This is a genomic window from Leptonema illini DSM 21528 (genome assembly GCF_000243335.1).
In the GTDB taxonomy this organism is placed as follows: domain Bacteria; phylum Spirochaetota; class Leptospiria; order Leptospirales; family Leptonemataceae; genus Leptonema; species Leptonema illini.
The window spans coordinates 4143600-4159376 of sequence record NZ_JH597773.1 but is presented as its reverse complement, the minus strand read 5'-3'; the positions used below and the strand labels follow the sequence as shown (position 1 = coordinate 4159376).

At 53.6% G+C, this 15777-nt stretch carries 14 protein-coding genes; 9 read left to right on the top strand and 5 right to left on the bottom strand.

Features of this window, described 5'->3' with window-relative positions:
• Window positions 1-165: 165 nt before the first annotated feature.
• The 3 genes from LEPIL_RS19620 (at window position 166) to LEPIL_RS19610 (ending at window position 3644) form a co-directional block, all read left to right on the top strand.
• Window positions 166-1698 (top strand): hypothetical protein, encoded by a 1533-nt coding sequence (locus tag LEPIL_RS19620; RefSeq protein ID WP_002775298.1) that lies wholly within the window; start codon window positions 166-168, stop codon window positions 1696-1698.
• A 317-nt stretch (window positions 1699-2015) separates the two neighbouring features.
• Window positions 2016-2273, top strand: coding sequence for a DUF4212 domain-containing protein (locus LEPIL_RS19615; protein WP_002775296.1), 258 nt, complete (start codon window positions 2016-2018; stop codon window positions 2271-2273).
• 33 nt (window positions 2274-2306) lie between these two features.
• A complete protein-coding gene (locus LEPIL_RS19610; RefSeq protein ID WP_081476507.1) occupies window positions 2307-3644 on the top strand; it encodes a sodium:solute symporter family protein in 1338 nt (445 codons plus the stop codon).
• Here LEPIL_RS19610 and LEPIL_RS19605 read toward each other — a convergent pair.
• Window positions 3609-4475, bottom strand: coding sequence for an IS3 family transposase (locus LEPIL_RS19605; RefSeq protein ID WP_002771521.1), 867 nt, complete (start codon window positions 4473-4475; stop codon window positions 3609-3611). The two genes, LEPIL_RS19610 and LEPIL_RS19605, sit on opposite strands and share 36 nt — an antisense overlap.
• The gene (locus tag LEPIL_RS19600) at window positions 4472-4753 is read right to left on the bottom strand and encodes a transposase (protein WP_002769616.1); all 282 of its coding nucleotides are present in this window, start codon (window positions 4751-4753) and stop codon (window positions 4472-4474) included. The genes LEPIL_RS19605 and LEPIL_RS19600 overlap by 4 nt, the downstream gene beginning before the upstream one ends.
• 91 nt (window positions 4754-4844) lie before the next feature.
• On the opposite strand from LEPIL_RS19600, the gene LEPIL_RS19595 reads away from it, so the two are divergent.
• The 6 genes from LEPIL_RS19595 to acs all read left to right on the top strand — a co-directional run bounded on the left by LEPIL_RS19595 (window position 4845) and on the right by acs (window position 12578).
• Window positions 4845-5279: a sodium:solute symporter family transporter gene (locus LEPIL_RS19595; protein WP_040919155.1), complete on the top strand. Its 435-nt coding sequence runs from the start codon at window positions 4845-4847 to the stop codon at window positions 5277-5279.
• 159 nt (window positions 5280-5438) lie between these two features.
• Window positions 5439-5663, top strand: coding sequence for a hypothetical protein (locus LEPIL_RS19590; protein ID WP_002775293.1), 225 nt, complete (start codon window positions 5439-5441; stop codon window positions 5661-5663).
• Between the two features lie 127 nt (window positions 5664-5790).
• On the top strand, window positions 5791-7719 hold the full coding sequence (locus LEPIL_RS19585) for a methyl-accepting chemotaxis protein (RefSeq protein ID WP_002775291.1): 1929 nt from the start codon (window positions 5791-5793) through the stop codon (window positions 7717-7719).
• Window positions 7720-7840: 121 nt separating this feature from the next.
• Entirely contained in the window at window positions 7841-9769 is a 1929-nt protein-coding gene (locus tag LEPIL_RS19580) for a DUF294 nucleotidyltransferase-like domain-containing protein (RefSeq protein WP_002775289.1), read from the top strand.
• Window positions 9770-9806: 37 nt separating this feature from the next.
• Window positions 9807-10487 carry a 3'-5' exonuclease gene (locus LEPIL_RS19575; protein WP_002775287.1) on the top strand — a complete coding sequence of 227 codons (681 nt, stop codon included), beginning with the start codon at window positions 9807-9809 and terminating at the stop codon, window positions 10485-10487.
• Window positions 10488-10688: 201 nt separating this feature from the next.
• Window positions 10689-12578: an acetate--CoA ligase gene (gene acs / locus LEPIL_RS19570; protein ID WP_002775285.1), complete on the top strand. Its 1890-nt coding sequence runs from the start codon at window positions 10689-10691 to the stop codon at window positions 12576-12578.
• Between the two features lie 107 nt (window positions 12579-12685).
• Here the strand turns inward: acs and LEPIL_RS19565 are convergent, their stop codons facing one another.
• The 3 genes from LEPIL_RS19565 to LEPIL_RS19555 all read right to left on the bottom strand — a co-directional run bounded on the left by LEPIL_RS19565 (window position 12686) and on the right by LEPIL_RS19555 (window position 15758).
• Window positions 12686-13312, bottom strand: coding sequence for an LBF_2127 family putative lipoprotein (locus LEPIL_RS19565; protein ID WP_002775283.1), 627 nt, complete (start codon window positions 13310-13312; stop codon window positions 12686-12688).
• Window positions 13313-13386: 74 nt separating this feature from the next.
• The gene (locus tag LEPIL_RS19560) at window positions 13387-15042 is read right to left on the bottom strand and encodes a LamG domain-containing protein (protein WP_002775281.1); all 1656 of its coding nucleotides are present in this window, start codon (window positions 15040-15042) and stop codon (window positions 13387-13389) included.
• 32 nt (window positions 15043-15074) lie between these two features.
• Entirely contained in the window at window positions 15075-15758 is a 684-nt protein-coding gene (locus LEPIL_RS19555) for a hypothetical protein (RefSeq protein ID WP_002775279.1), read from the bottom strand.
• Window positions 15759-15777 lie beyond the last annotated feature (19 nt).

Sequence of the window (15777 nt, the reverse complement as noted above, 5' to 3'; positions counted from 1 at the left end):
CATCATCCAGAGAATTGCACAGGTTGCAAACGCAGGCCAGAAGAACTCCCCCTTACGTAAGCGTAAGCATGCACGCTTTTAGTGCGCGACAGAATCCGGTCCGAGAGAAAAAGTTAAAATAAAATAAAAACCTTGATGAAGATTGAAAGATTGAAAGGAGAGAGTATGACCAAGAAAAGATTGTGGCTCACAGTGGCCCTTTCCGCTCTGATTGCCCCTGCCATGGTACATGCGCAGGGCGAGCCAGAGTATGGAATAAAATTCGGCGGCTTCGTGAAATTCGATGCCTTTAACGATTCGCGAGCAGTTGTCGCTGCGCGCGATGATATGTTCCTGCTTTACCCGGCTGCAAGAAGCCAGATCACGGCAGCACCCGATGCAATTACGGATGCGACAGCGCGCGATCTGTACATCTTCAGTAACAAGGAAGATCTGAACGCCTACGGGCAAACAGGCATGACGGCCGTCCAATCCCGACTCAGCGGCAAGATTACCGGCCCTGACGCCTTCGGCGCCAAAGTCAGTGGATTGATCGAGCTCGATTTCTTTGGAAGCGCAAACTACAACGCCAACATGACGCGTCTGCGCCATGCATGGATCAACCTTGATTGGGGTAAAGTCGCCTTCCGTGCCGGCCAGGACTGGCATCCGCTTTTCCTTCAGGGTGGAGTGTTCCCTGGAACGCTGCAGTTTAACCCTCTGGCACCGATCCATCCGTTGGGCCGAGCTCCGCAGATCGCCTTTACGTTCAAGCCGGTTGAAGGCCTTCGCCTCAGCCTGTATGCCCTGGAGCAATCCTACCATGCCGACGCTGACGTCCAATCCACATTGATCACCGGACAACCCAGTGGCAAGGCCCTTCGTAACGCGAAACGTCCGGAACTTGCCGTACAGGGTGATTACACGATCAGCGGCTTCACGGTCGGTGGTACGTATGACAATAAAATCATCGTTCCGCTCAACGCAACGAACCCTGTGATCGCTACAGACTGCGACGGCGTTGCTACCACGACCTGTACCAATACCAGAACCGGGAACAACAACGCAGAAGTCAGAACACAGATCTACTCGGCCTACATGCAGTTTAAAACGGGCGATCTGAAGATTAAAGCATCGACGACCTGGGGCGACAACTGGTTTGCTCTGCTCGGCGTCGGCGGCTATGCAATGAAAGAAAGCGTCCTTGAAGCCAACCTGGCAGCTCTTGGTGTACCGGCAGCTGACATAGCAGGTTATCAGCAGACTACAAAGCGTCAGTTCTCGCAGACGAAGTCACACGCCTACTGGGCCGAGGTCTCCTATGGTAAAGACCTTGAGTTCGGCATCGTCGGTGGTCGCACCATCAACAAAGGCGCTGCCGACGAAGTGAGAACGACTGTTGTGACCGGGCGAAACGCCATGGATCTTAAAGAAGTGATCACGATCGCTCCGCGTGTCAAACTCACGTCCGGTAAGACGATGATTGGTTTCGAGTATATCTACTCGGCAGCCAAATACAAAGAGAATGACAAGAACTACATGGCCACGCTTAACTACGCAACGACAGGAACGTACGCAATTCCTGCGAGCGTTGATACGCTCAATGTGGGCAGTCTGACAATCAACAACGATTCCGTCATCAGCAAGAAAGGCGAAATCGGCAAAACGTATACGGTAGTTAACCACCGTATTCAATTCAGCGTTCAACAGAACTTCTAAGAAGAGGAGAGAGTTGTACCGGGGCTCCGGCCCCGGTTTTTTTTCGAGTGTTATGGATATTTCAGAGGGTATTCACAATCCTTCGCTGTCTGACAGCTCGAAGGATTCTGTTAACCTTTTGACTTGATTCGATTTGACTTGATTTGATTGAGAAGCACTTCGCAGCGATACTGCGACCGATTTCAGAAGCCCGATATGCGGTGCGAATCGTTCTGAGAATCGGAGTTGATAACGGTCTTCCGGCGATGCCGGTAAGATGGGTCAGCGATGACCCGACAGCGGGGGTCAAACCCCGACTCTATTGAAGGAGAAGCTGAATGAGCGGTAAAAACCTTCGGGACTACTGGATGAAGAACCTCACCTACGTGGGTATCCTTCTTGCCGTATGGTTCCTGGTATCGTACGGGGCAGGGATTCTGTTTGCTGACTCCCTGAACAGTATTAGGCTCTTCGGATTCCAGCTGGGCTTCTGGTTTGCACAGCAGGGTTCGATGATCATCTTCGTCTTTCTCATCGTCATCTACGTATGGCTGATGGATAGACTCGACGAAGAATTCGACGTCCACGAGGACTGAGAGAAAACAAATATAAGGTAGGAGAGAGACAGAATGTCTGTTCAAGTTTGGACATATATCATCGTCGGGCTTTCTTTCGCCCTCTACATCGGGATCGCCATCTGGTCCCGGGCGAAAAGCACGAAAGACTTTTATGTAGCCGCTGCATCGGTTCCTCCGATTGCTAACGGTATGGCCACGGGCGCTGACTGGATGTCGGCTGCATCGTTCATCTCCATGGCGGGTATGATCTCGTTCATGGGTTATTCCGGAGCCGTCTATCTGATGGGCTGGACCGGCGGTTATGTGCTTCTTGCCATGCTGCTTGCCCCCTATCTGCGTAAGTTCGGCAAGTTCACCGTTCCCGACTTCGTCGGCGACCGCTACTATTCAAAAGCGGCTCGACTGGTTGCCGTTGTGGCCGCCATCTTCGTGTCGTTCACCTACGTAGCCGGTCAGATGCGCGGCGTAGGAATCGTATTCTCACGATTCCTCGAAGTAGACATCAACCTCGGCGTTGTGATCGGTATGGTGCTTGTGTTCTTCTACGCCGTTCTCGGTGGTATGAAGGGCATTACGTGGACTCAGGTAGCTCAGTACTGCGTCTTGATCGTCGCTTATCTGGTGCCGGCCATCTTCCTTTCGCTGATGATGACGGGGCATGTGATTCCGCAGCTCGGTCTCGGCGCTACACTCAGTGATGGATCGAACATTTACCTGCTCGATCGTCTCGACGGACTGACGACTGAACTCGGCTTTGACGCCTATACGGCGGGCACGAAGAACATGATCGACATGTTCGCCATTACCGTCGCCCTTATGGTGGGAACGGCCGGTCTTCCGCACGTGATCGTTCGCTTCTATACGGTTCCGAAAGTACGCGACGCCCGTACGTCTGCAGGCTGGGCCCTGTTCTTCATCGCCCTGCTGTATACGACGGCTCCCGCTGTCGGCGCCTTCGCCCGTACGAACCTTGTTCAGACCGTTCACAACAAGCCCGTTGCCGAACTGCCTTCTTGGTTCGAAAACTGGAAAGAAACCGGTCTTCTGAAGTTCGAAGATAAAAACGGCGACGGTCTGGTTCAGTACTACAACGACAAGACCAAGAACGAATCCGTTCTGAAAGCGGCCGAAGAAGCGGGCTGGAAGGGCAATGAACTCACTGTAGACCGTGACATCATGGTTCTGGCTAACCCCGAGATCGGCGGCCTGCCGAACTGGGTCGTGGCTCTCGTCGCTGCCGGTGGTCTTGCCGCCGCTCTGTCGACTGCTGCGGGTCTGTTGCTTGTCATCTCGACCTCTGTGGCGCATGACCTGATCAAGAGCGTTGATCTTCCCCCAATATTCCGGAGGGAATCATGCAATTTGCTGTGCATAAGCTACCGGGCTTAAGTACCCGAGAGCAGAATGCCTCCTTCTACGGTTGTAGAACACTTCGATATAGTCAAACAGAATTCTTCGTAGGTCTTCAAAATTCGGAAAAAACCCGATTCTGTATAAACATTCAGTTTTCAAGGTATGGAAGAACGATTCCTGAACAGCATTGTCCCAGCAGTTCCCTTTGCGACTCATGCTCTGGCTTATCTTCTTACCTTTCAATACATCACGATACTCTTTCGATGCATATTGTACCCCACGATCTGAATGTATAATCAGGCCTTTGGTATTCTGCCCCCTTCGATTCAAGGCCTGCCTCAAAGCGGCAACGATCGACTCCGATCGCATATTGTCAGAAAGTTTCCAGCCGACGATTTCACGATTTCCAAGGTCCATGAAGGTCGTCAGGTAAGCGAATCCTCCGGTTGTTTCGATATAGGTGATATCAGTTACCCAGATTCGATCAAGTGCACCTGGCTCAAAGTTTCGCTGAACAAGATCGGGCGAAACCGGCAATTCATGATTGGAATCCGTCGTCTTTACACGAAAAACCCTCGGATTTCTTGCAGAAATGTCGTTTTCCCTCATCAGCCTTTCCACCCGCTTTCGGTTAACTTTCATGCCTGTATTATGGAGCTCCGGAGTCACGCGAGGACTGCCATAGGTACCAAACGTTTCATCAGCGATCACTCTGATTGCTTCCACAATTCGAGCATCTTCTGTTGAGCGCTGTGAAGGAGGTCGAATCTGTGATTCATAAAAGCCGCTCTCCGATACATCAAGCACACGGCACATCTTCCTTACCGAAAACTCGGAGCGATTCTCCTGTATCCAGGCGAATTTCATTTTCGGGGTTTCAAGAAGATGGCAACGGACTTTTTTAGAATATCGCGCTCCTCCTGTAGCTCCATGACTTCCTTTTTTAAACGATTAACTTCCTCTTGCAGGTTTTGCTGCTGGGGTCCACCCGGTTCTGATAGATACAGCGCTTTCCATGCTCTCAAGGAATTGACAGAGATTCCAAGATCGTCGGCTACTTCCTTGCTGGTTTTGCCGCCGCGAATCCACCGATCCACCGCCATTCTGCGAAAGCTATCATCGTAATGCTGGCCTCTTTTGCCCATAAATTACCCCTTTTCATTTTACTGTCTCCTGTCCAGGAAAAGGGGGGAAGATCACGTTCTTAACCCGAACATCTCTGAAAAAGGAGAACTCATGGCCGCTCGTATCGCTGCCGGTGGTGCCGTCATCATCGCAGGCTACTTCGGCATCAAGCCTCCTGGATTCGTGGCGCAGGTTGTGGCCTTTGCCTTCGGTCTTGCCGCATCGTCGTTCTTCCCTCTGATCATCATGGGGATTTTCAACAAGCGCATGAACCGCGAAGGCGCCGTTGCCGGCCTTATCACAGGTCTGGTATTTACCGCCGGCTACATCATCTACTTCAAGTTCATGGTTGCAGCCGATCAGAATGTGGCGGCAAACTGGCTGTTCGGTATCTCTCCTGAGGGAATCGGAACGGTCGGTATGCTTCTGAACTTCATCGTCGCTTACGTCGTATCGAAGTTCACTCCGGCTCCGCCGCAAGAGGTTATGGATCTGGTAGAAAGCATCCGTTATCCGCGTGGAGCGGGCGGCGCTTCTGCCCATTGATTCCATTACAGAATCGGGGAAAGGGTGCGAGCAATCGCGCCCTTTCTTTTTTTTACTCCCCTCTGCTACGACGATTCCGTTACGGAGACTCGTAAGTAGAGTCTGGAGTGAGCGCGAAAGGGCTCTTGTTATCCGCACAAGCATTTACAGGCAAAAACGATGAAAGAAAAATCCATCTTCCAGCTGAATCGACTTCAATCCATCATCTTCCTTGGCGTTTACGGCGCGATTACTATGGCGGTCCGTTTTTATATTGAACCGCTTCTTCGCGGCAACCTTGCGCTTTCCCTGGGCATAGGCCTGGCTCTGCTTGGTATCGTCTTTCTTCTGGTGAAAATCGGCGTTTTGAATTTTCAGAATGATGAACAGAAGTCCGATCAATAGAAGGGAAGTCGATATACGTTCGCAATATTATGCATATTTTCTTGACGGAATACGGGTGAAATACTCTCATTCAGTACGCAGCCAGAACTGACTGAAATACACAGATAATAAACTGCGGAGGGCGGATTTGAAACTGGAATCAACAAACCGAGGGCTTCGGATCACCGCCTTTCTTGTCGGTGTCTTTTTTCTTCTGCTGGCCCTCATTCCTCCGCCCGATTCACCGCTGGCGCTGCTTCTGCTCGGCGTGGCCTTTATCTGCAACGCAAGCCTGCTGCTTCCGCGCATCTCTCCCTGGATTCGCATGATCGGCTGCGCCATCGTCGCCCTCTGCCTTGTGATCGCCACTCCGGCGCAGCCCGTCGTATGGGTTTATACAGTACTTGCTATCATCTTTCTCTCGGCCGTGATCAATCTGAATGCGCTCGCCGTATTCGGCGTCGTGATGCTCGTCGCCTTGAACGCCCTTACCTACCTCATCGAAGGATCTCCGTTCACGCAATGGCAGCATCTGATCGGTCTTAACGTACTGTTGCTTTCGTCCGCATCCCTTGCCTGGACAACGGCACGGCAGACGCGAAAAGAACAGCATGATCAACTCGAAACCATTCACAAATACGAAGAGCTTGAAAAGACATACGGCGATACGCTCAGCGATGTGAAGGCTCGAAGCCGCCGGTACGAACAGCAGCAGATGTTCTATCAATCGGTGTCAGACGACGTTACGCGAGCCGCCGACGCCATCTTACAGAGCACGACGGGCATACAGAACCGACTGACCTCACAATCCGAATCGGTGCAGCGCCTTGACGAGGGCATTCGCGAACTCAGCAAGAACATCAACCTGACGACGCAGGATATTGCCAGCACCGTACATCATGCCGACCTTGCCTACGACGTCGCCCTGAAAGGCAAAAAGGCGCTCTCTGAAACGATCGCCTCCCTGCGTTCGCTCTCTGATCTTGTTGAGCGAACGGTGAAGGCGTCGAGCGACCTGGCTGAATCGACGAGACGCGTGCATCGCGTCGTTCAGGTCATCGAAGAGATCGCCGAAAAAACGAACCTGCTTTCGCTGAATGCAGCCATTGAGGCGGCGCGTTCGGGCGAGGCGGGCAAGGGCTTCGCCGTCGTCGCCGACGAGGTGAGCAAACTCGCCGATCGCACGCGACAGGCGATACGCGAGATTTCTGAAACGGTAAACCGCATCAAGGACAACACCGACCAGACGCTGGCAACGGTGCAGGACGGCCACGAAAAGGCCCGGCGCGGCATTGAGATATCATCCGGCGCCGAAGAGCATCTGATTCGCATCGTCGAAAGCATCGAGGTCGTTAACGAGCGACTTCAGAACATCTCGGCCATCTCAGAAGAACAGGCTCAGAACATCGAAACCTTTGCCGGTAATCTCGGGCATATCAATCAGGCGATGCGCGGCGACGAAGGGAGCCTGAATGAAATCACGACGGCGATCGGCCGATTGCGAGCCGACGCCGATAGCATTCGCCTGCATGCAAACGAATTCGAAATCGGCGACGAAACGAAAGAGATCATCGAACGCATCCGCACCTTCGCCGAAGAGATGTCGCGTGAATGCGCTACCGCCCTCGAAGACGGGATGCGCCGGGGCGAATTGAGCATGGACGACCTGTGGGACCGCGACTACAGGCCCATCGAGGGAACCAACCCCGTGAAGTACAATACGCGCTTCGACTGGTTTACCGATAAGTACATACAGGATATCGAAGAGGCTTATCTGGTCCGTGATCCGCGCATCGTCTTTGCCCTGATGAACGACAACAACGGTTATATTCCCACGCATAACCTCAAATTCTCGAAACCGCTTACGGGCGATTACAAGGCCGATCTCTGGGGGAATCGCACAAAGCGTCTTTTCAACGATACGGTGGGTCTTAAGGCGGCCCGCAACGAGGCCCCTTACCTGCTACAGACATACCGCCGCGATACGGGCGAGATCATGAACGACCTTTCCGTTCCGGTTTATGTAAACGGTAAGCACTGGGGAGCGATCCGTATCGCCTTCAAGATCGAGCAATGATTTGCGGGCCTGCCCGGAACGCTGAGGACGTAGAAAATCGAATCTCCGTTTCCTGCGCTACCGCTGTCGGCGGCCGAGATTTTACTTTACATTTTTAATAAAGAGAGTAGACTACTTGCCGATGGTCTCTGAAAGCCTGAAGCATCGCATCGCCGACTTCTTAAAGAAATATCCACCCTTTTCCTTTCTTGAGGAGGATGAGCTTGTTCGCCTGAGCGCCCTTGCCCGCGTACAGTTCAGAAAAGCCGGCGAGGTGATCTTCCACCAGGGAGAGCAGCCCGAAGATGTGTTCTATGTGATCAATCAAGGACATATTCACCTGACCATTGAAGAAGAAAATGAAACGGGTCTGGTCGAATCCCTGGACGAAGGCGATCTCCTGGGAATTGCCGCCCTGCTCGCCCGACGCCTGTATCTTTTTACGGCAAAGGCCGAGGAGGATTGCATCCTTTATCTGCTTCCCTGGGAACCCTTCAAAAAGATTATCTACACGCACCCGCGCATCCTGCGCTTTTTTTCCTCGGGTTTCTCGGCCGGCATGCACGTCTATCACAAGCGCAACATCGGGACGGGGCTGGAAAACCATGATCGCAGCGAATTCAGCGCCCATGACGAAATACTCAAAATTCACGTCTCCAAGCGCGTCGTTCAATGCCGCCCCGATATGCTTGTTTCCGATGCGGCAAAGATCATGACGGAGCATCGCGTCGGCTCCATCATGGTGCTCGACGATCGGCAATATCCGCTTGGTATCATCACCGATTCCGATATGCGAAAGAAGGTAGCGACGGGTCTTTTTCCCATTTCCAGCCGCACAGATGAAATCATGTCGAGCCCGGTGATCACCGCTTCGCCCGAGCTGACAGCGGCCGACGCCATCGTACTCATGATGCGACACAACATCAAACACGTCGCCATCACCGAAGATGGAACGTCTGAGTCAGCCGTGCGCGGCATGGTCTCGGAGCACGACGTTCTCGTTCTTCACGGCAACAATCCGGCCGTTCTTGTGAAAGAGATCGAGCAGGCGACCGATCTCACGCCTCTGCCGCGCATTCGCGACAGGGCCGAACAGTTGCTGCGTGATTATTTGCAGCAGAACGTTTCCATTCAGTTTATCGCCGGTACGTTGACCGAGATTAACGACGAATTGATCGACCGGGCCATCGATTTATCGATTCAGAAACTGAAAGAGATGGGCCTGCAGTCACCCGATGATCGCTTCTGCTGGCTCTCGCTTGGTAGCGAAGGCCGTAAAGAGCAGCTGCTGCGCACCGACCAGGATAACGCCATCGTCTATGCCGATCCGCCGCCCGGACGTGAAGATGAATACGAACGCTACTACCTTGCTCTCGGGCGCGAGGTGAACAACGTTCTGATCTCCTGCGGATTTCAGGAATGCCCGTCTGACATTATGGCGCGCAACCCGATGTGGTGCAAACCCGTATCGGCCTGGAAAGAGTATTTCGGACGCTGGATTCGAGTGCCCGACGATAAGGCCGTCATGCATACGACGATCTTCTTTGATTTGCGCCCGGCCTATGGCGACAGCTCGCTTGCCGACGAGCTTCGCAACTGTATCATCACGTATAAAAAGAAGGACCCGGCCTTTTTGCTTTTTCTGGCGAAGAACGCCATATCCAATCCGCCCCCGTTGAATTTCTTCCGCAACTTCATCGTCGAGAAATCAGGAGCGCATGAAGATCGCTTTGACCTCAAGGCGCGTTGCATGATGCCGCTTGCAGATGCAGCCCGTCTGTTAACGATCAGTCATGAACGTTTGAATTCGGTTTCGACGGTGGAACGATATCGCACACTCATCGAGCTCGAGCCGGATCATCGCTCCATCTACGAAGAGGCGATCCGGGCCTATGGCATCTACATGCAATTCCGGGCGACATACGGGCTGCGAAATAACGACTCCGGCCGCTATATCAATCCTCAAGAACTCGACAAGATCGACCGCCAGACGTTACGTAATACCTTTTCGACCATCGAGGAGATACAGCGAATCGTACGCGTTCGATTCCAGCTCGACCTTCTGCGATAGCAGAGAAAAAAAATAACAACTTCTCAGGAGTCTGTTCTTGGATGCTCTTCGTCTTCGCCTTGCGCTGCTTCGCAAATCGTTACCCGACCCGATACGGCAGTACCTTATCGCCGTGCGCGACACGAATCTATCGGCAAGGATTTCATCGAGCCGCCTTGTCGTGCTTGACACCGAAACGACCGGTCTGGATTTCAAGCGCGACAACATTATAGAGATCGGCGCGGTCGCCGTGCAGAACAGAGAAATCATCATCGCCGATTCCTTTGAGTGCATCGTTCGATCGGAGCATGCCGGTTCCGATGAAAGCATCGGCATCCACGGGCTTCGCCCATCGGACGTTCAAAAGGGAGAAGAACTTTCTGACGTTATGCTGCCTCTTCTCGAGTATCTGCGCGGCGATGTCGTTGTAGGGCATCATATCTCCTTCGACAGAAAGATATTGAGTTTCAATCTAAAGAGATACTTCCCGGTGCAGATCTACAATCGCTGCATCGATACGGCCCGCATGGCGGTGCGCCTTGAGCATCCGAATAAAAACCCCGAAGAAATCAACTGGAAAGAATACAGCCTTGACGCTCTCTGTGATCGCTATAACATCAGGCGAACAGCCAGACATACGGCCGCAGGCGACGCCTATATAACGGCGCAGCTCTTTCTCAAGCTGCTCAGCCGCATTGATGAGAAGCAGACGATGACGATGGCAAGTCTTGCATTCTGATGTTGAATAGCGGATTGCGACCACTATATCATTTGACGACAAACCATTTTGTTCCTGAACAACGTTCAATTAACGCCGACTTCATCATTACAAAGAGCCGGCGGTATTATTACAGACATTTTATAAAATGATTTGATCTCCTGAGGCTTGCACGCAGGGTAACCACACTCACTGTTTAAATTGAGGGGAGGATTTCATCACATGAGTACGATCGACACATTGATGCAGCAGGATCAGCGGCTGCAACCGACCGAATCGCTGAAGCAAAACGCTCTTATTCAGGACTACGAAGCACTGTATCTCCATTCTATTACGCAGCCCGATAGCTTCTGGGGCGGCATCGCATCTGATCTGGTATGGGATCAGAAGTGGGATAAGGTCATGGAGTTTAACGCTCCGCATCATAAATGGTTTCTTAACGGGAAACTCAACATCACAAAAAACGTTCTCGATCGTCACGTCGCCGGTCCCAATCGAAACCGTGTCGCCATCATCTGGTCAAGCGAACAGGGCGAAGAGGTTCTCGTAACCTATGATCGCCTGCTCCGTCGCGTCTGTCAGGTTGCAAATGCTCTGAAAGCGATGGGAGTAAAGAAAGGCGACCGCGTCATCATCTATATGCCTCTTACGCTGCAGGGTATCTATTCGATGCTTGCCTGCGCTCGCATCGGCGCCATCCATTCCGTCGTCTATGCCGGTATGGGCGTGCAGGCCCTTCGCAATCGAATCGAAGATTCGCATGCGAAAGTAATCATCTGCTCCGATATCACCTATCGTAACGGAAAGATCGTGCCGCTGAAAGGCATCGTCGACGAAGCGGTCGAAGATCTTGAATTCGTGGAGCATATCGTCGTTCATCGCCGTCAGGAGCCGCAGGTCGAATTCGGCTCGCTGAAAGAAGTGGATTTCAACGAGGTTATGGAAGCGCAGCCGCAATGGTGCGAGCCCGAGATCATGGATAGCGAAGATCCGCTTTTCATTCTCTATACGTCGGGTACGACGGGACGCCCGAAAGGCGTCGTGCATGTGCATGGCGGCTACATGGTCGGCACCTACTATCTTTCGCGAGCCTTCTACGATATCAAAGACGGCGATATCTTCTGGTCGACGTCCGATATCGGCTGGATCGTCGGACATTCCTACATCGTCTACGGGCCGCTCTTGAATGGAGCGACGATCGTTGCTCGCGAAGGCGCCATCAACTACCCCGACCCGGGAGTCGTCTGGAAGGTCGTCGAACGACACGGCGTGAACGTCATGTTTACGGCGCCGACGGCCATCCGTATGTTCATGCGCTTCGGCGAAGAATTCGTCAACAAATACGATATTCGCAGCCTGCGCCTGATCGCATCGGCCGGTGAACCGCTTAACCCTGAAGCGCAGCTCTGGGCCCAGAAAAACATCCTTAAAGATCACGGATACATCGTCGACAACTGGTGGCAGACCGAGATCGCCTCGCCCGTTCTTGGCACTCTTGCGTCGATGGAAGCGAAGGTGGGCAAGGTCGGCCGTCCGATGCCGGGCGCGATCGTCGATGTCGTTTCACCCGACGGCGAAAAGGTAGCGCCTAACAAAGGCGGCCTCTTGATCATCCGTCGCCCTCTGCCCTATATGATGAGGACGATCTGGAACGACGACGATCGCTATAAAGAATACTGGAGCGAATTCCCGGGCTGCTATTCGGCGGGCGACGTCGCCTTCTATGATGAAGACGGATACTTCTGCGTTCTCGGTCGCGCCGACGACGTGATGAACGTTGCCGGTCACCGTATCGGCACGGCCGAAGTGGAAGGCGCTTTTGTTTCGCATCCGGCCGTGGCCGAGGCCGCCGTTATCGGTCTGCCCGACGAAGTGAAAGGTGAGCGTATTAAAGGATTCGTCGTTCTGCGGCCGGGCCATGAGCCGACCGAGAACCTCCGTCTAACCCTGCGCGACCACGTTCGTCGTGAGCTGGGCCCGATCGCCACGCCGAGCGAGGTCGACTTCCGCACGAACCTGCCGAAAACACGGTCGGGCAAAATCGTGCGTCGTCTGCTCAAAGCACAGGAGATGGGACAGGATGCAGGAGATCTTTCTACGCTGGAAGATTGACGGAATTTCTAATATGAATCGGTCCTGACCCTGAGTTTTAAGACCGATTCAAAAGTGAAGCCTCCCATCGGAACGTAGATCACGTCAGATCGGGAGGTTTCTCTGTTTCATCGCCTGCCCGGCTTCTCGGGCGAGGGCTTTTCAGACTTCGTATCGTACAGCCTGACGGTCTGCACGATACGACGACTGCATTCATCAAAGATTTCAAGATTGGTCTGTGCAATAATGGACTCAATCCAGGCGACGCGAAAGAAGCCATAGAAAACGACGGAATCGGTGTTACTGCGAGAGCACATAAACCGAATGGGTTGCTCGCTCAATCCGTTCACCTGCACGTCCATCTCGGTGCGATAGCGCGCCTGACGTCCCTGAAACGGCCAGTAGGCAGAGAAGGGATACACACCCGGCCATGTATACCACCAGTTATAACTCTCATCGAGCTGCATACCGATGCGTATATCTATGATGACGTCTTCTTTGCCGACAGCCCCGGCATCGTTCATCATGTCGCGCACATCGGCGAAGTATCGCTCGGACTGAAGGAAGGAACGGAACGATTCCTTCATCGGTGCGACCATCTCTTCGCGCTCCGACGAGATGATGTCGAAGATGCCTATATACAGGACCTTTCCGCCGGGCTGCGGAGCGGGAAATGGCCGGCGCAGCGGAACCTGACGCACATCGGCGGAGCAATGAAGCAGGCAGAGAATAAGGAGCAAGGCAGGCAGGCGCATGAATAAGCCTTACCCTTACCGGCAGGCCGTCAACACTTTAGCGGCTTCGCCTGTCTTCATCTGCTCGGGCTCTTTCAATCGTTGAAAATCGACCGAGCCGGAGCAGAAACTTTCGACGGAGCCTGTTCATGTATGTAGGCACTGACGGCAAAATAGTATGGATGGTTTCGCTCAAAAAAGGGTAGAGGACGGCGCACGTTCTGCGTAAACCTTGCCCGCGATAAAAGGGCGTTATCCAGAAAAATACGTATATGGGAACGCTTCCATTCGCGAATCCTTTCAGGTCGCAACTGTTCAAGACGTCGCTCCTCGGCCGTCAGGGGAAACTCGATGAAGTTCCGGCGACGGATCAGAACGAGATCGTTTGCGGCAAAGGCCTTATTCAAAACGGCCTCGTACTCGCCCGGCCTGACGCCGACATGGACCAGATAACCGCCGCGCTCTTCTATTTCTATCTCGGGATTGATCCGCCACTCAAGGCAGATCCTTCCGTCGCGCGACAGCTCTTCAATGATGCGCACCTCGCTCGGCTTGATCGGCGGAGCCAGCGGATGCTGCTCGATGGCCATGGATTTTAAGACAGGCCCCATCGTTCCCGAAGGATCGGGCTGCCACTCTCCTCTCAGCTGCACGTAACGTCCCGATTGAGGAACATTCTGCCGGTGGCTTCCACCCCGGGCAAGATCGGCGAACTGTATCCAGGGAAGCGTGCGATTGCTCTCATGAAAGGGCTTATCTGATATTCTGTAGTAAAGGCGAAGAGAGGAGCCGCCGCCGGCCTCACCGCTCGCGGTGATATCGATCGCTTCTGAAGCTCCGGAGAGCTGAAAGACTTCGGTTACAACGGGCACCACAGGCAGAGTTCCGCGTCCGGATTGATGATTGTACTGCAGTTTTCCATAAGGCGAAGTGTCGAGATCGGACTCCTCGGATAACGCTCCGGCAAGGATCATCAACTCGTCGATCTGTCCTATAAAGTCGCCGCCGAGCTGGATCGGCGCAAGCTCCGGCCCGCTGAAGTCGATTTCAGGCAGGCGGCCGTCGCGATTCAGGCGAAAGCGCCCTTCTTCTTTCCCGTCGAGAAACACAATAACGGTCGATTTTGGAAGATCGAAAGATACGGCGAGATGGTACCAGCGATCCTTTTGCAACGGTCGCGGCACACGTATGCTGTGAGACGGCTCGGTCTCGCCTTCATAGACGAGGACGCCTTCAAGGTTCAGCCGCAGACGATCCTGCTCCAGCAGTATCTCGATACCTTTGCGCTCTCCAGAGGCGTAGGCTACGCGGCGAAAAAGGTTAGAAGAACGAAAGAAATGTCTCGGCCTCATCCAGAAGCTGATAGTAAAGGCCTGCTCGTTTTGCAGGGGCCACAGGTCTTCAGTGGTTCGTAGCCGGATCATCTGCCGGCGAAAGCGAAAGAAGGCAGATCGATCGCCCGAATGCGCCTCTGTGGAGGGTGTGTAATTCGATTCGAGTACCCTGTAAAGCCCGCGGCGATCCTTGAGCAACGGAGCTGCCGGCTCATCGAAGTTGAGATACAGAAGGGCATTGTCCAGGTCGACGGCCGTTCCGGGGGCGAGCTGCAATCCACTGCGATACTGTAAAAGCGGATTTTTGCGAGCCAGAGCGGCGAGGTCGACGGGCAGGCGTTCGGGAGCGGGAACGATACGCGGCGCGGCGGATAGCGCCGAGACCGTTAGAAGAGCAAGAGGAAGCCAGGCTTTCACTCTGCAAAGGTCGGCCGTTTTTTCCGTCCCCTTTATGGAAAAAACTCTGCTGCAAATCCCGCAGGCAAGGACTTCACAAGCTTGAAATAGGCCGTATAATAGGGCAGGAACAATCGATCCTCGGGCCGTACAGCGCTTTCGCAGGCGAGAAGGGATTGCAGCCAGTATTCCTGGATGTGAAGCAGTCGCTCATCCGCTACTGTTTCGAGCAAAAGCCGGTTACGTCGGAACTCCGACATCACAGAATCGGGCCCCTGCCTGCGAGAATGGGTCTCAAGGCGACCCTCAAGTGCGTCCAGACGCAGCTTCAGTTGCTTTCGCAGGGCCAGGTTACGTCTTTCTGTACGGGCTTTCATGTCGTCGACACGGCGACGACGACACTCATCATTGCACGCGTCGCAGAACGACCGGCGAATCGGCGTAGCCTCCTGTTCGAGCCTCTTTTTTAAGGCTGCATCGTTCTGAGCGGCCAGCCTGTAGAGGCCCTCGCCGTCTCCTTTTACAACAAGGGGACCCGCCGGCTGAAGCGAATCAACGGGCAGCGGATAGCCGTCAAAGAGCGGTATGGCCGGCTCATCCGTCTGCAGGGGCGGCGTAGAACAGCCCGTTACGATCAGAAGCGACAGGGCGGCGAGAAAACGATTGCTCGGTCGACCATTCAGTAAAAACTGAACAATCCGAACATAATGACCGTCTCGCATTCGTCTGTTTTTCATTGTTATGAGGCCTTTTGCG

Bases quoted from the DNA above. Each gene is read 5' to 3' on its own strand.
- LEPIL_RS19620 (WP_002775298.1), top strand. From the start codon at position 166: ATGACCAAGAAAAGATTGTGGCTCACAGTGGCCCTTTCCGCTCTGATT.
- LEPIL_RS19615 (WP_002775296.1), top strand. From the start codon at position 2,016: ATGAGCGGTAAAAACCTTCGGGACTACTGGATGAAGAACCTCACCTAC.
- LEPIL_RS19610 (WP_081476507.1), top strand. From the start codon at position 2,307: ATGTCTGTTCAAGTTTGGACATATATCATCGTCGGGCTTTCTTTCGCC.
- LEPIL_RS19605 (WP_002771521.1), bottom strand. From the start codon at position 4,475: ATGAAATTCGCCTGGATACAGGAGAATCGCTCCGAGTTTTCGGTAAGG.
- LEPIL_RS19600 (WP_002769616.1), bottom strand. From the start codon at position 4,753: ATGGGCAAAAGAGGCCAGCATTACGATGATAGCTTTCGCAGAATGGCG.
- LEPIL_RS19595 (WP_040919155.1), top strand. From the start codon at position 4,845: ATGGCCGCTCGTATCGCTGCCGGTGGTGCCGTCATCATCGCAGGCTAC.
- LEPIL_RS19590 (WP_002775293.1), top strand. From the start codon at position 5,439: ATGAAAGAAAAATCCATCTTCCAGCTGAATCGACTTCAATCCATCATC.
- LEPIL_RS19580 (WP_002775289.1), top strand. From the start codon at position 7,841: ATGGTCTCTGAAAGCCTGAAGCATCGCATCGCCGACTTCTTAAAGAAA.
- acs (WP_002775285.1), top strand. From the start codon at position 10,689: ATGAGTACGATCGACACATTGATGCAGCAGGATCAGCGGCTGCAACCG.
- LEPIL_RS19565 (WP_002775283.1), bottom strand. From the start codon at position 13,312: ATGCGCCTGCCTGCCTTGCTCCTTATTCTCTGCCTGCTTCATTGCTCC.
- LEPIL_RS19555 (WP_002775279.1), bottom strand. From the start codon at position 15,758: ATGAAAAACAGACGAATGCGAGACGGTCATTATGTTCGGATTGTTCAG.